The following is a 14,118-nucleotide window of genomic DNA, read 5'->3' as shown; positions in this document are numbered from 1 at the left end:
TAAACGCCGCAAATAATATTTTGGAGAAAGGGCAATTTCTCATGGAAGCTAAAGTAGCCTGTTGAGGCAAGCTTTTTCCAAGAATCCTCAACGCTTAAGCTGGAGGAGTTGTCAATAAATTAGAAAAGTTGTTTTAACCATTAAGAGCTTCTGTTTTATTTAGAAAATGGAGTATGTAATGCCTTAATGGTTTTAAAAATAAATTAAAAAAAATAGCAAATTGTCGGTTAAAAACAACAATATGAAAGACAAAATAAATACATTAAACGATAAAATTGCTCAAGCTCATTTGGGTGGCGGAAAAAAACGTATCGAAAAGCAGCATTCCAATAAAAAACTGACTGCAAGGGAACGAGTCAATTACTTGATGGATGAAGGTTCATTTGAAGAAATCGGGATGTTGGTGACGCACCGAACATCAGATTTTGGAATGGAAAAAGAGTTGTACTTTGGTGATGGCGTCATAACAGGATATGGAACGATTGGTGGAAGATTGATTTATATTTTTGCTCAGGATTTTACGGTTTTTGGAGGTTCGTTATCCGAAACCCATGCCGAAAAAATCTGTAAAGTGATGGATATGGCAGTAAAAATGGGCGCGCCCATGATTGGACTGAATGATTCTGGCGGAGCACGTATTCAGGAAGGTGTTCGTTCTTTGGGTGGTTATGCTGATATTTTTTACAGGAACGTGCAAGCCAGTGGCGTAATACCGCAAATATCTGCGATTATGGGACCCTGTGCCGGTGGAGCTGTTTATTCTCCTGCCATGACCGATTTTACCATGATGGTCGAAGACACCAGTTATATGTTTGTTACTGGGCCAAACGTGGTTAAAACCGTAACCAATGAAACGGTAACTTCAGAGGAATTGGGAGGGGCAAGCACGCATTCTACTAAATCAGGCGTAGCGCATTGTACCTCGGCAAATGATGTGGAATGTCTGGAAGATTTGAAACGCTTACTGAGTTATTTGCCGCAAAGCAATAAAGAAACGCCTCGTAATTTACCTTACGAACTTAGTGATGAGGTACGCACTAAATTAGCGACTATTATTCCGGATAATCCGCACAAACCGTACGATATGCACGAGGTGATTGGCGGAATTATTGACGAAGATTCGTTTTTTGAAATTCATAAAAATTACGCTGAGAATATTCTGGTGGGTTTTGCTCGATTGGGAGGGAAGAGCATTGGAATTATAGCCAATCAGCCAATGATTTTGGCAGGTTGTCTCGATGTGAACAGTTCGAAAAAAGCAGCGCGATTTACTCGTTTTTGCGATTGTTTTAATATCCCATTATTGGTTTTGGTTGATGTTCCGGGTTTTTTGCCGGGAACCGATCAGGAGTGGAGCGGGATTATCGTTCACGGCGCCAAATTGTTGTATGCCTTAAGCGAAGCAACAGTTCCCAGGGTGACCGTAATTACACGTAAAGCCTATGGGGGTGCGTATGATGTAATGAACTCCAAACACATTGGTGCTGATATGAATTTTGCTTGGCCAACTGCCGAAATTGCCGTGATGGGAGCCAAAGGCGCCTCTGAGATTATTTTCAAGAAAGAGATCAACGAAGCCGAAGATCATGAAGCAAAGCTCTTAGAAAAAGAAGCTGAATATGCCGATTTATTTGCGAATCCCTACACGGCAGCGCAACGTGGTTTCGTGGATGAGGTAATCTTACCACAAGACACAAGACGCAAATTGATAAAAGCGTTCAGTATGCTCGAAAATAAAGTAAGTGTTACTCCGGATAGAAAACACGGGAATATTCCTTTGTAATTGTTTTACTATACAGGTAGAGTCGATTTCGTTTAAAAGAAGCGTTAATAGTGGAACTGCTTTTTAAAAACCGGTTGGTATTTTATTAGTGCCATTTGGCCTTTTAGTATCTTTCAAAATTGATACAATATCGAAAGTAAACCTTAATAAAAATAGTAAATGAAATACAATAGATGTGGAAAGAGTGGTTTGTTATTACCGCAAATTTCTTTGGGATTATGGCACAACTTCGGTTCGGTGGATAATTTTGAAAATGGGGAGAATATTGTTAAAGCCGCATTTGATAAGGGAATTACCCATTTTGATTTGGCCAACAATTACGGTCCGGTTCCGGGTTCCGCAGAAAGTAATTTTGGCAAAATACTAAAAAATAATTTTCAGGGAAACCTGCGCGATGAAATCGTAATTTCAACCAAAGCGGGCTACACCATGTGGGATGGGCCTTATGGTGATTGGGGTTCCCGTAAATATTTATTGTCGAGTTTAGATCAGAGTTTGAAACGTATGAACCTCGAGTATGTGGATATTTTCTATTCGCATCGTTTTGATCCGGAAACACCTTTGGAAGAAACCATGATGGCGCTAGATTATGCCGTACGAAGCGGAAAAGCCTTGTATGCCGGAATTTCCAATTACAATGCGAAACAAACTAAGGAGGCTAGTGAAATTCTCAAACAATTAGGAACACCTTGTTTGATTCATCAAGTGAAATATTCGATGTTTGTTCGGCAACCTGAAGCGGGGTTATTAGATGTTCTTGAAGAAAAAGGAGTGGGGTGTATTGCTTTTTCTCCTTTGGCGCAAGGTCTTTTAACAGACAAATATTTGAAAGGGATTCCAGAAAATTCCCGAGCTTCGAATCCTAATGGTCATTTAAAGGAGGATGAAGTTTCACAGGAAAGAACCCAGAGAATTATTCAACTGAATACCATTGCACAGCAAAGAAATCAATCATTGGCTCAAATGGCTTTGGCTTGGCTATTAAAAGATAACCGAATCACCTCCGTTTTGATTGGCGCCAGTTCGGTTGGTCAGTTAAATAATAATATTAACAGTTTACAGAAGCTTAGTTTTTCCAAAGAGGAACTGGAGACTATTGAGGGGATTTTGAGATAGTAAAAAGGGAAAAATTAAATTTTGCTCTTTATTGATATAATTTTCAGGCATACTAATCGCAGTGATTCCACCACCAAATATCAAAAATTAATTAATTAAAAGGCTAAGTGTAAGAATTTAACCTTTTTTTATTTATTTTTAAACTGTTAAAACTAATTTTTTTTAAAAGATTAAAAGCATTCCTATTTAGTAGTAGTAGTAATTTCTAAAAATTAAATTATGAATAGAAAAGAATTTTTTGCAAGAGCAGGATTTGGAGCTGCGGCTGTTTTAGTGCCAGCATGCATAGCAGGGTTATCATCTAGTTGTTCTAGCGATGACTCTTCGTCTTCAACACCAGCACCAGCACCTACCGGTATCGATTTCAACGTAGATGTTAGTTCAGGAACATTAGCTACTAATGGCGGATTCATGGTTACAAATAGAATTGTTATTGCAAGAACCCTCACCGGATCTTTTATTGCTGTTTCGGCCACATGTACTCATGAGGGAACAAATGTGAATTACAATGGAAGCGGAAATAATTTTATTTGTCCAAATCATAACTCAGAATTTACTAGCACCGGAGTTGTCACCAAAGGACCGGCAACCAGTAATTTAAAACAATACAATACCTCTTTAAACGGAAATACGCTTAGAGTTTATTCCTGAAAAATCTTGATTTTTTCAGTAGCTAAAAAAATATTGTTTTTAAGTAGTGGTAGGGGTGTAATTTAAAGATGATAAAAACGTATTAAACAGTCGAAAAAGGAGCTGTTTAGTACGTTTATGTGATTAGTAAATATTTCTCTTTTTTCAGAAGCTGATATTAGTAAATGCGAAGTTATAGAGTCTTATACACCAGGCATTGCTAGCTAATGAACTTTCTGAATTTCTTCTTCATTTTAGTCGTCTTAGAAACGATAAAAATAGTCCCGAACGATAAGACGTATAATTTTAATTCTTTTAATTTAGCATAAATCTTTTATAACTGTAGGAGTATTCAAAGAAGTCATCAATTTATGAAGAAAAAAATAGTAGGGCTATACACAATACAGACACCTTTACCGGAACATGCAAAACAGCAGGCGGAATTACAAGTCCTAGTGTTTCCAACATTGTCCAGAGATGAATTAATCACCGAAGAAAAGTATAAAAAACATTTGGAGATTTTTCCTGAAGGTCAGTTTGTCGTTTTAGATGGTACTAAAGTGATTGCTTCTTCAACAACTTTTCGTCAAAATTATCACAAGGGAAAGCATCGTTTTTTAGCGATTTCTGATAATTTATGGTTAGGAACCCATGACCCTACTGCGGATTGGATTTATGGATTAGACGTGTCTGTTCATCCTGATTATCGGGGAAAGGGAATTGCAAGGGAGTTATACAATGCCAGACAAGATCTTGCAAAACAGCAGGGTTGTAAAGGACAAGTTACTGCCGGGATGCCTATTGGTTTTGATAAAGTGAAAGATCAAATGACGATTGCTGACTATTGTGATAAAGTAATAAAAGGCGAAATCGCGGATCCAACTGTAACCGCTCAAATCAAATGTGGGTTTATTCCTGTGGAGCCTCTATTTGAATATTTAGACGACCCTCGAAGTGGAAATTGTGCTATTCTAATGTTTAGGCCTTTGGATTCAAACACTGAATTAAGCCAGAAATAGAATGCAGTCTCACTGGTGGGAGTAGTAAGGACCTTAAACAAAAATATTTTTTTATAATGATATTTAAATCAATAAACCCATTTTCAAGAGCGATTATTGCTGAGCATGAAGTTTTGACAAAGGCGCAGTTAAATCAAAAACTGAAAATAGCAGAAAGTGCTTTTAAGAATTGGCGACATACAAGTTTTCAGGAAAGGGCTGATAAAATGAAAAAACTTGCTAATGTCCTCAGAGCAAATAAGCACGAATTGGGTTTACTCATTACCAATGAAATGGGTAAGATTTTGCCCGAAGGGATTTCTGAAGTAGAAAAATCAGCTGGAAACTGTGATTTCTATGCCGAAAATGCAGAAAAGATGCTAAGTGACGTGCCGTATGAAACGCCTTTTACAAGCCTGTCTGTTTATGATCCAATGGGAGCCGTTTTTGCGATTATGCCTTGGAATTATCCTTTTTGGCAAGTACTTCGTTATGCAGCACCGGTAATTATGGCGGGCAATGTTACGCTTTTGAAACATGCACCAAATGTTATTGGCTGTGCCAAAGCGATCGAAAATGCATTTCTGGAAGCTGGTTTTCCGGAAGGTATTTTTCAACAGGTAACCATCGATATTGTGCAGGTAGAAAGTGTAATCGCTTCAGATATTATTTGTGGAATTACCTTAACAGGAAGTGAAATGGCTGGTTCGTCTGTGGCTTCATTGGCAGGAAAGAATATCAAAAAATCAGTTATGGAGTTGGGAGGTTCCGATGCATTTATTGTTTTGAATGATGCCAATCTTGAAAAAGCAGCTACAATAGCAACTCAATCCAGAATGCTTAACGCAGGGCAGGCTTGTATTTGTGCCAAACGCTTTATTGTAACCGAAAAAGTAGCTGATGAATTTTCTGCTCTTTTTGCCCAAAAAATTAACGCATTGCAGCAAGGAAATCCATTGCAGAACGGCATCAGTATGGGGCCTTTGGCTAGATTGGATTTGGCCGACAAATTGAGTCATCAATTGGAAATAGCATTGCAGCAAGGCGCTAAATTAATAGTAGGAGGAATGCGAGAAGCGTGCAATTTTCAACCTACATTAATTGATTTTGTGGATTCTAATAATATAGCCTTTCAGGAAGAAACTTTCGGCCCATTAGCAACCTTAATCAGAGCTAAGGACGAAAATGATGCTGTTGCAATTGCTAATAATCATAGATATGGCTTGGCGTCTGCAATTTGGACAGAAGACCGAGAAAGGGGCTATAGACTGGCTCGAAAAATTGAAGCAGGAAATGTTTTCGTAAATTCACTGGTACGATCTGATTCCAGAATTCCGTTTGGAGGAATTAAAAAATCAGGTTACGGAAGAGAATTATCTGATATTGGAATAAAAGAATTTATGAATATGAAATCGATAGTTATTGAATAGAAGTGCTGAGAACAGCGCTTAATTTTTAAGATTAACACCAGAAACAAGCATGAAACAAGCAGTATTTATTTTTATAGTAATGTTGGTCACTACTACACTATTTGCACAAGAAACAGTAACGGATACCCTGAAGTCTGATAAAAAGTGGGATATAAATCTTGATATTGCCAGTCGATATGTTTGGCGAGGACAATCTTGGGGAGGTAAATATCCTGTAGCACAGTTGTATGGGAATTATAATGTGAGTGATAAATTCGCTGTGGGTTTTTGGACAACGCACAATTTCAAGAAAGAATATTATGATGCAAATGGAGCTTCAAAAGGGTACCAAGAGCTAGATTTTATTTTTAATTATGCCATAACAGATTATTTTACAGTTTCATTGCAGGATTATTATTGGCCATCTACAGACAAACAAGAAGGTGTTTCAAATGATTTTTTCAATTTTGGGAATGATGGATCACAATCAATTGATTTGCAGTTTTTGTTTGATTTTTCTGAAAAAGGGGTGCCAATTTGGGTTACTTTAAGCACCTTGATTGCAGGAAATGATTTTAGATATAAAGATGAAAATGATGAAAAAGGAAAACAAAATTTCACCACTTATATGGAAATTGGATATGAGTTTGAAGCTCCTTATGGAGTGAATATCTCACCTGTTATGGGAGCTGTTCTTAATAATAAGGCAGAATACTATACTTTTGCCGATTATAACAAACCCTCATTTGTTAACCTTGGTTGCACTGTTTCAAAAGACATAGAATTGACAGATAGTATTACCATGCCAATTTGGTTAAATTATACCTATAATGCTGCTTCAAATAAAGCTAATTTGGAACCCTTTGGAACCCAATTTTTAGTAGCAGGTGTGACTTTTACATACGAAGGAAACTAAATTAGAATTTATAAAAAGAGCCTGTCAGACAGGCTCTTTCGGTATCGATGCGCTGCTTTCTGCAAAGAAAGAGGCGCTACTAATAAGTATAGGTGACCGCTTTAAGGTTGTCGGTTTTATTCGATAGGATTACAATAAATTGATTTCCCCTGAGTGCAGCATTTTCTTTTAGCCGTTTTTCACCCATTTCTAATAATGAAAGTCTTGACTGGCCTTTTATTTTACCAAAAAAACTGTTTAAAGTATCGCCTTTTTTTAAACCGATAGTTTCTGATTCCCTCAGTACAACCACTTTCTTATAGTCGGATTTTACCGTTGCATGAATTTTTTCAGATATAATCTGAGAATTGATTTTTGATTTTTCATTTAACTGCGCAACTGCATATTTACTAATTTTTTTTTCTACCAAACTTTCAGGTACGGAATAGTAAATTATATTATTTTTAATTTTAATAAAGTTAACTTCTAATTTTTTACCATTGTGTTTAGTTATTTCATGTGTTTGCGCTAGTAATGGAGCTGTTAATAACACAGCTATTGCAACTAATATTTTTTTCATTTTAATAAGTATAGGTATAGGATAATAGTACCTTTTTTCAAGGTACCTGTAGTATTTCTAGAGATCAATAATATAGCGCTATACCTGAGGAGGGGGTGTCAGATTTTCAGAGAAGAATTCGTTGCTATTGAATAGGTATGCAGTATTGTTTTTTTTCTTTAAAAACAAAATTATAGTACAATTTAAAGCCTCAATTTTATTTATAAACTGGGTTTTTAATTCGTTTTCCACCTTGTTTTCACCATCACTTTTTTCAGTTAGTTCATAAAAACTGTATTGTTCATCTTCAATAATCACAGCTAGTTGGTCACTAATCCATATAAAGGAAAATGTAGCCAATACGAATAAAAAGAGTAATTTAATTAGGCTGTTATTCATAACTGAAATTTAATGCAGAACAATAGGGTTTTTAAAAGAACGGGTTCTTTTGATCTTACGGTAGTGAGAGTTGTTGTTTTTAATGTTTAAAAAAAATATTTAAAAAATCGCCCGAAGGCGATTTTTTTAGAATTTTAATTGATACACTTGGTCCAGATCTTTTTCTGAACTGATATTAACTTCTAAATCCGTTACAAAACCGGAATTCAGTCCATAAACCCAACCATGTAACGTTAGATCTTGTCCGTTTTTCCAAGCTGATTGAACAATAGATGTTTTGGCTAAATCAAAAACCTGCTCCTTTACGTTTAGTTCTACAAACTTATTGAAACGATCCGTTTCGTCAACAATGGAGTCCAAGTAGATATGATGTAAGCGATATACATTTTTTATGTGTCGAATCCAATTGTCAATAATACCAATTGAATCATTCCCCATTGCAGCCTTTATACCTCCGCAGCCGTAATGTCCGCAAACAAGTACATGTTTTACTTTTAAAACGTTTACAGCATAGTCGAGTACACTAAGCATATTCATATCAGTATGAACTACCATATTGGCAATATTTCTATGAACGAATACTTCGCCAGGTTTTGCTCCTACGATTTCATTAGCGGGAACTCTACTGTCAGAACAACCAATCCATAATAATGGTGGTGTTTGGCCTTTTGCTAAATCTGCAAAGTAATTTGGGTCTTTGGCTAGAGAAGTTTCTACCCATATTTTATTGTTGTCTAATATTTTTTTATAAAAATCGCTCATTTTTTGTCTTGTTAAAATTATTTGAAATCAATTTTTCTTCTGCTTTCTAAAATTATAGAGAAGCAAAAAGAAATTAATTTAAAGGTATAGTACTTGTAGTTTAATCGTGAAATTCTTCAACGACGATTTCTTTCTTAATTGTTTTTCTTTTTGCAGCATCATAATAGTGCTCAACAGTAACTTTGTTAGTCGTTTCATCACTATTTTCCAGCTGATATGCTTTTTTAAATCCTTTAAGCTTAACTTTTATATTAGCATCTTTAGCTTTTATGGTTTTAAATTCGTGGATTAAATCCAAAATATCATGGGCAATGTAAACCGTATCCTGTGCATTAATAATTACTTTAGAATTGTCAGGAATATGATTTAATGTTAACTTAATTGCCGCTTTATTTAAAAAAGAAACTTCTTGTGCTAAATCGATGTGAATCACATCGCCATCTGCATATTCTTCTTTTCTAAAATAGTACGCTCGTTTAAGATTACCTCTCAAAATAAATATGATACTTATTATAATCCCAAGGGCAACCCCTTTTAATAAATCTGTGAATACAACGGCCAATAAAGTAGCAATAAAAGGGATGAATTGATATTTTCCTTTTTCCCAAAAATGTATAAATGTTGCTGGCTTAGCCAATTTATAACCTACTAATAGTAATATTGCCGCTAATGTAGCCAATGGAATTTTATTCAATAACAGTGGAATTGTAACAACGCTGACTAATAACAATACGCCATGAATAATAGCGGACATTTTTGATTTTGCACCAGCATTATTATTCGCTGATGAACGAACAACAACGGAAGTCATTGGTAAACCACCTAAAAGGGAGCTGATGATATTTCCAATTCCCTGTGCTTTCAACTCTACATTGGTATCGGTGTAGCGCTTTTGAACATCCATTCTATCAGATGCTTCAATACACAATAGCGTTTCTATTGAAGCAACAATGGCAATGGTCAAACCTACAACCCAAACTTTAGGATTAGTTAAACCAGAAAAATTTGGAGTTACTATAATTTGTTTGAATTCTTCAAAAGTTGTAGGAACTGGTAGTGAAACCAAATGTTCTTTGGCAATTGCTAAAGAGCTTCCGGTTCCGGTGAAAATTTCATTCAAAACAACGCCAACTATCACAGCTACAAGTGCACCTGGAATTAATTTTAATTTTTTCAAAAAAGAAACCTTATCCCACGCAATCAATATGATTAACGAGACTAGAGTAATTACTATGGAACCCAATTGAAGATAGTCAAATATGCCAAATAAGGCAGAAAACGTATTGCTTCCATCCACTTGCATAAAGGATTGATCTCCTTCAAAATCACTGTCGTAGCCAAAGGCATGCGGCAGTTGTTTCATAATTATTATAATTCCGATTCCGGCCAACATTCCTTCAATAACGTTTGTTGGAAAATAATTTGAAATGGTTCCTGCCTTGATGAATCCCAACGCCAACTGGAGTAAACCTGCAATAAAAACTGCGGTTAAAAAAATATCAAAAGCCCCTAGGTCAGTAATCGCGGTTAGAATAATGGCTGTTAGACCAGCCGCAGGCCCGGAGACACTTATGTGCGATTTACTTAAATAACCTACAATTATACCGCCTACAATACCAGCGATAATTCCCGAAAATAACGGTGCGCCAGAAGCCATCGCAATACCTAAACACAATGGAAGCGCCACCAAAAAAACTACTAAACCAGATGCAAAATCAGATTTAATGTTAGCAAAAAGGTTGATTTTTTTTGTCATAATACCTTACTAAAAATTAAACACAAAAGACTTCCTCACATAATAAAAATGAGAGAATTGGATTATAAAATATTAAAATCCACGATGGTTTAAACTTGTTCGGGTGGGGGTATGAATATGGCTGAAGCAATTGTATCGTGTTTGGACAAATTCTCTGACTGAATCAGACTTGAAGTTAGTCCTAATACATTGATTCCTTCGTATGAAGTGTTATAATGAACAATTGCTTTAATCTGTTTGTGCGCTTGCTCTTCCTCGGAAAAACCATAGAAAATAGAAGTATCAGCACTTTTCTCTATTACACAAACAATAGTTGGTGTTAAAAGAAAAGCGACAAAAACAAACATTAATATTTGTGCAATTAGCTTCATTACGGCAAAAATAGAGTTTAACGGATGAAATCAAAACTACTTCTTTTAAATTTAAAATAAAATTAACATTTGTTGGGTTCCAGAAGGAAGAATTTTTCTAAAAAAGCATTTTTAGAATTGTGTGTATTAAAAAAAATCATGGTTTGTATTTTTTGATTAAAATTTAAATTTTGTTGTAAATTAGGTATTTTTTAGGGGGGTGTGTTGATTTTTGTTTGCTTAAAATGACTAAAAAACGCTTATTATTGTATGTTTTTTATATTGATATGTAAAAAAAAGGGGTGTTTGTGAAAAAATGAATTATGGAATTTTTAATATATCTTACAAAAAAGATGGAAATATATATTATTTCGGAATGTTTTTTTGTTATCGATAATTCTTATCAAAAAGAGTCAAATAAGTAATTATTATTTATTCAAGTAAAATAAAAGTTAATAAATTCGCCTCAGGAAAAAGGGTTTTACGTACTAAATGAATCAGTATGAAAACAGTTTTTGATTTTAAATAAATACGACAAATAGTTGTAGATATAAAGATAATGACCAATGCCAAATTAATAATTAATAAATTAAAACTAAACTAAAGATGAAAAAAGCAGGACTAATTTTAGCATTAATGCTAACGACGAGCATGACATTTGCACAAGATACACCAGCACCAGCCACCACTTTTGGTGGATCGGCAGATATGTATTATAAATATGATTTTTCTAATCAACAAGGTAATGGTTTAACAAGTTTTACAGGTTCACATAATTCATTTGAATTAGGAATGGCATCTATAGAAGCTTCACACAAAATGGGGAAAGCATCTGTTTTTGTAGATTTAGGTTTTGGAAGCAGAGCAAGTGAGTTTACGTATAATGATGCTGCTAATACTTTTATGATTAAGCAATTAAACTTTACTTATGAGTTTTCAGATAAGTTTAAAGTGACAGCAGGTAGTTTTGGAACACATATTGGGTATGAACTATTAGATGCTGTTGACAACAAAAACTATAGTATGTCTTATGCTTTTACAAACGGACCGTTTTTTAATACTGGTGTTAAAGCACAATATACCGCAGGAAAGTTCAGTATTATGGCGGGAGTTACTAATCCAACCGATTTTAAATCTGCAATTGATGCCGGTTCTACTCAAAAAACATTTATCGGTCAGTTAGGATATGTCGGAGGTACAGGAAGTGCATACTTTAACGTTACTTCAGGAAGTAGTAACCCTTCTTCTGATACAAATGTAACTCAGTTTGATTTTGTAGGTTCTAAAAAAATAAGCGATGCATTTTCTTTAGGATTTAATGGTACTTATGCTATGTATGCTGATGATTTTGATAGTACCTTAGACGGAGAGTGGTTTTCTTTGGTAGGGTATGCTAGTTATGCAGTTAAAGATAATGTTAGCTTAGCTTACAGATTGGAATATTTTGATGATAAAGACGGACTTAAGTCTGTAGGTGGAAATATACTTGGAAATACTTTGTCATTAAACTATAAAGTAGGAAACTTGACTATTATTCCAGAGATCAGATATGATAGTTCTTCTGAAGATACTTTCTTAGATAGTGATGCACTTCCAACAAGTTCAAACGCATATGTTTTACTTGCGACAACTTATACGTTCTAATTTAAAAGTAATATTTTTTTTTTGCTGTCAAGATACTTTTAAGTGTTTTGGCAGCTTTTTTATTTAATAGAAGTACGCTTTTTGTTTAGTGAGTGATTTAAAAAAGGTATAGCTGTAACGTCTTTGTGAGTTTTGTAGAGACCGCTTTGCTTTTAGTATACGTCTAAGTGTTATGGGCAGCTTTTTCTATGGAATAGCAGCGTAGTTTTTTATAAATAAGCGTGACGAATGCCTTTTTGAGTGTTGTAAAAATAACTTTGCCAGTGGCTTTTACGTGTGGTTTTATTGATACTATACAATTTTCAGTAGGTTGCTCAAAAAGGGATATAATAGTAAAGCGTCTTTTTGAATTGTTCAAAAGACGCTTTACTATTTGTGCCTGGAAGGGAATAAGCTATTGTTTCTTATAAATAGAATAGATAATATTCCTAGTGTTTTCATCCACTACGTCATCCACTTGGGATTGAACATAATGTAATTTAAATGCTGTGATTGCTGCTAAAAGATTCTTTGTGTCGTATCCGATAATTTGTAGACCTTGTTGAACATTAAAATCGACAGGAGCAGTTTCTAGTATTTCATCAGACCAAATTCCAAATCCTTTTTCGGCCAAAATTTTCCAGGGAAACAAAGCGCTGGGATCTTTTTTTCTGGTAGGAGCAATATCGGAATGGCCAATGATGTTTTGAGCAGGGATATTATAGTCTTTTTTTAATTTAGTCAGTAGTGCCAATAGACTATTCATCTGTAATTCAGTAAAGGGCTCTGTGCCATTATTGTCCAGTTCAATTCCTATTGATGTTGAATTGATATCAGTATTTCTTCCCCATGAACCCGTACCGGCATGCCATGCTCTTAGATAATCATTCAACATATGAACCACTTTACCATTATCAGAAATTACATAATGAGCACTTACTTGTGTTTCAATTTTTGTAAATGTTTTTACGGTTTGTTGTAACGAATCCTGGGCAGTATGGTGGAGAATTATAAAGTTAGGCTTTCGTAGATTAAAATTCACCGTACCTATCCATTCTGTGTTAATACCATTTTGTAAAGGAGTAGATCCCATTTTTGAAATAGAATCTTTAAAAATATGCAATTGTTTCGCGTATAAAGTATCAATGCTTATTGCTGTTTCGGCAATAGATGGCAAGGGTTGTGACTCTTTAGTTGAAATCTGATCCTTTAATGTTTTGAGTTTTGCGTCATATACTTTCTCACTGGCTTTGTAAGGATTAGTGGAGCAAGATGTTATTATAACAGCCGAAATCAGGTAGTAAAAGGATTTTCTCATATTTAAATTGCATTTTTATAGTCCAAAATAGGGATTATTTGTTTTTCTTGGATTTTTTTGGATTTTTACTTTCTTGAGAAAAGATCTTGTATTTTTCTTTTTGATCGTCATTTAATAATTCCACAACTTTTCTTTCTGTATTTTCGGAAAGTATTTGGATATTTTTTATTTGATCACTTTGATTTGTTTCTTGTTTTAGTATAACTCCTTGTTGTTTAATGCTTTCTGTTAGTAGGTTTGCAATAGCGATTTCCTGAAGTTCGTCAAGAACTAGAGCTGGTTTTAGTCTGGTCATAATTTTTCCAACAGTTTCTTCAACAGGAATTTCTTTTTGTTTTTCCTGCCCTCTCGGTTGGTCCATTGCGCTACTCATGCGACCGCTGCCATAACCATTTCTACCATAGCCGCCTCCGCCATAACTATTATTTCCGTACTGTGCGGAAATGGTGTTTATAGATAATAACATAAATGCGCCCACTAATAATGATTGAACTATTTTCATATTAAATATTTTAAAAAG

Annotated in this window: 14 protein-coding genes; 7 read left to right on the top strand and 7 right to left on the bottom strand. The window is 34.8% G+C overall.

Annotated elements, in window-relative coordinates:
* The first annotated feature begins 241 nt into the window (after positions 1 to 241).
* The 6 genes from ACNQGN_RS18160 to ACNQGN_RS18135 all read left to right on the top strand — a co-directional run bounded on the left by ACNQGN_RS18160 (position 242) and on the right by ACNQGN_RS18135 (position 6,852).
* Entirely contained in the window at positions 242 to 1,783 is a 1,542-nt protein-coding gene (locus ACNQGN_RS18160) for an acyl-CoA carboxylase subunit beta (RefSeq protein WP_417989239.1), read from the top strand.
* Positions 1,784 to 1,942: 159 nt separating this feature from the next.
* Complete coding sequence (locus ACNQGN_RS18155) at positions 1,943 to 2,899, top strand: aldo/keto reductase (protein WP_417989238.1); 957 nt, start codon at positions 1,943 to 1,945, stop codon at positions 2,897 to 2,899.
* 219 nt (positions 2,900 to 3,118) lie between these two features.
* The gene (locus tag ACNQGN_RS18150; protein ID WP_417989237.1) at positions 3,119 to 3,550 is read left to right on the top strand and encodes a QcrA and Rieske domain-containing protein; all 432 of its coding nucleotides are present in this window, start codon (positions 3,119 to 3,121) and stop codon (positions 3,548 to 3,550) included.
* Between the two features lie 350 nt (positions 3,551 to 3,900).
* Entirely contained in the window at positions 3,901 to 4,548 is a 648-nt protein-coding gene (locus ACNQGN_RS18145; protein ID WP_417989236.1) for a GNAT family N-acetyltransferase, read from the top strand.
* A gap of 56 nt (positions 4,549 to 4,604) precedes the next feature.
* Positions 4,605 to 5,957: an NAD-dependent succinate-semialdehyde dehydrogenase gene (locus ACNQGN_RS18140; RefSeq protein ID WP_417989235.1), complete on the top strand. Its 1,353-nt coding sequence runs from the start codon at positions 4,605 to 4,607 to the stop codon at positions 5,955 to 5,957.
* A 49-nt stretch (positions 5,958 to 6,006) separates the two neighbouring features.
* Positions 6,007 to 6,852 carry a hypothetical protein gene (locus ACNQGN_RS18135; RefSeq protein WP_417989234.1) on the top strand — a complete coding sequence of 282 codons (846 nt, stop codon included), beginning with the start codon at positions 6,007 to 6,009 and terminating at the stop codon, positions 6,850 to 6,852.
* Between the two features lie 79 nt (positions 6,853 to 6,931).
* Here the strand turns inward: ACNQGN_RS18135 and ACNQGN_RS18130 are convergent, their stop codons facing one another.
* The 5 genes from ACNQGN_RS18130 to ACNQGN_RS18110 all read right to left on the bottom strand — a co-directional run bounded on the left by ACNQGN_RS18130 (position 6,932) and on the right by ACNQGN_RS18110 (position 10,678).
* Positions 6,932 to 7,411 carry a hypothetical protein gene (locus tag ACNQGN_RS18130; protein ID WP_417989233.1) on the bottom strand — a complete coding sequence of 160 codons (480 nt, stop codon included), beginning with the start codon at positions 7,409 to 7,411 and terminating at the stop codon, positions 6,932 to 6,934.
* Between the two features lie 78 nt (positions 7,412 to 7,489).
* A complete protein-coding gene (locus ACNQGN_RS18125) occupies positions 7,490 to 7,789 on the bottom strand; it encodes a hypothetical protein (protein WP_417989232.1) in 300 nt (99 codons plus the stop codon).
* Between the two features lie 126 nt (positions 7,790 to 7,915).
* Complete coding sequence (gene can, locus ACNQGN_RS18120; RefSeq protein ID WP_417989231.1) at positions 7,916 to 8,551, bottom strand: carbonate dehydratase; 636 nt, start codon at positions 8,549 to 8,551, stop codon at positions 7,916 to 7,918.
* 100 nt (positions 8,552 to 8,651) lie between these two features.
* Positions 8,652 to 10,307, bottom strand: coding sequence for a SulP family inorganic anion transporter (locus tag ACNQGN_RS18115; RefSeq protein ID WP_417989230.1), 1,656 nt, complete (start codon positions 10,305 to 10,307; stop codon positions 8,652 to 8,654).
* 89 nt (positions 10,308 to 10,396) lie between these two features.
* Positions 10,397 to 10,678, bottom strand: coding sequence for a hypothetical protein (locus ACNQGN_RS18110; RefSeq protein WP_417989229.1), 282 nt, complete (start codon positions 10,676 to 10,678; stop codon positions 10,397 to 10,399).
* A gap of 585 nt (positions 10,679 to 11,263) precedes the next feature.
* On the opposite strand from ACNQGN_RS18110, the gene ACNQGN_RS18105 reads away from it, so the two are divergent.
* On the top strand, positions 11,264 to 12,301 hold the full coding sequence (locus tag ACNQGN_RS18105) for an outer membrane beta-barrel protein (RefSeq protein ID WP_417989228.1): 1,038 nt from the start codon (positions 11,264 to 11,266) through the stop codon (positions 12,299 to 12,301).
* 394 nt (positions 12,302 to 12,695) lie between these two features.
* On the opposite strand, the gene ACNQGN_RS18100 is transcribed toward ACNQGN_RS18105, so the two are convergent.
* A complete protein-coding gene (locus ACNQGN_RS18100; RefSeq protein ID WP_417989227.1) occupies positions 12,696 to 13,598 on the bottom strand; it encodes an N-acetylmuramoyl-L-alanine amidase in 903 nt (300 codons plus the stop codon).
* Positions 13,599 to 13,632: 34 nt separating this feature from the next.
* Positions 13,633 to 14,100: a hypothetical protein gene (locus tag ACNQGN_RS18095; RefSeq protein WP_417989226.1), complete on the bottom strand. Its 468-nt coding sequence runs from the start codon at positions 14,098 to 14,100 to the stop codon at positions 13,633 to 13,635.
* Positions 14,101 to 14,118 lie beyond the last annotated feature (18 nt).

Origin of the sequence: Flavobacterium rhamnosi (genome assembly GCF_048286515.1) — a bacterium.
Taxonomy (GTDB): Bacteria; Bacteroidota; Bacteroidia; order Flavobacteriales; family Flavobacteriaceae; genus Flavobacterium.
Note: the sequence above shows the minus strand (reverse complement) of the source record. Positions and strands in the feature narration are given on the sequence as shown.

What these genes read in the sequence shown, in the direction of transcription:
- ACNQGN_RS18095 (WP_417989226.1), bottom strand. Translation starts at nt 14,100, where the DNA reads ATGAAAATAGTTCAATCATTATTAGTGGGCGCATTTATGTTATTATCT.
- ACNQGN_RS18160 (WP_417989239.1), top strand. Translation starts at nt 242, where the DNA reads ATGAAAGACAAAATAAATACATTAAACGATAAAATTGCTCAAGCTCAT.
- ACNQGN_RS18140 (WP_417989235.1), top strand. Translation starts at nt 4,605, where the DNA reads ATGATATTTAAATCAATAAACCCATTTTCAAGAGCGATTATTGCTGAG.
- ACNQGN_RS18145 (WP_417989236.1), top strand. Translation starts at nt 3,901, where the DNA reads ATGAAGAAAAAAATAGTAGGGCTATACACAATACAGACACCTTTACCG.
- ACNQGN_RS18125 (WP_417989232.1), bottom strand. Translation starts at nt 7,789, where the DNA reads ATGAATAACAGCCTAATTAAATTACTCTTTTTATTCGTATTGGCTACA.
- ACNQGN_RS18110 (WP_417989229.1), bottom strand. Translation starts at nt 10,678, where the DNA reads ATGAAGCTAATTGCACAAATATTAATGTTTGTTTTTGTCGCTTTTCTT.
- ACNQGN_RS18115 (WP_417989230.1), bottom strand. Translation starts at nt 10,307, where the DNA reads ATGACAAAAAAAATCAACCTTTTTGCTAACATTAAATCTGATTTTGCA.
- ACNQGN_RS18130 (WP_417989233.1), bottom strand. Translation starts at nt 7,411, where the DNA reads ATGAAAAAAATATTAGTTGCAATAGCTGTGTTATTAACAGCTCCATTA.
- ACNQGN_RS18100 (WP_417989227.1), bottom strand. Translation starts at nt 13,598, where the DNA reads ATGAGAAAATCCTTTTACTACCTGATTTCGGCTGTTATAATAACATCT.
- ACNQGN_RS18105 (WP_417989228.1), top strand. Translation starts at nt 11,264, where the DNA reads ATGAAAAAAGCAGGACTAATTTTAGCATTAATGCTAACGACGAGCATG.
- can (WP_417989231.1), bottom strand. Translation starts at nt 8,551, where the DNA reads ATGAGCGATTTTTATAAAAAAATATTAGACAACAATAAAATATGGGTA.
- ACNQGN_RS18155 (WP_417989238.1), top strand. Translation starts at nt 1,943, where the DNA reads ATGAAATACAATAGATGTGGAAAGAGTGGTTTGTTATTACCGCAAATT.
- ACNQGN_RS18150 (WP_417989237.1), top strand. Translation starts at nt 3,119, where the DNA reads ATGAATAGAAAAGAATTTTTTGCAAGAGCAGGATTTGGAGCTGCGGCT.
- ACNQGN_RS18135 (WP_417989234.1), top strand. Translation starts at nt 6,007, where the DNA reads ATGAAACAAGCAGTATTTATTTTTATAGTAATGTTGGTCACTACTACA.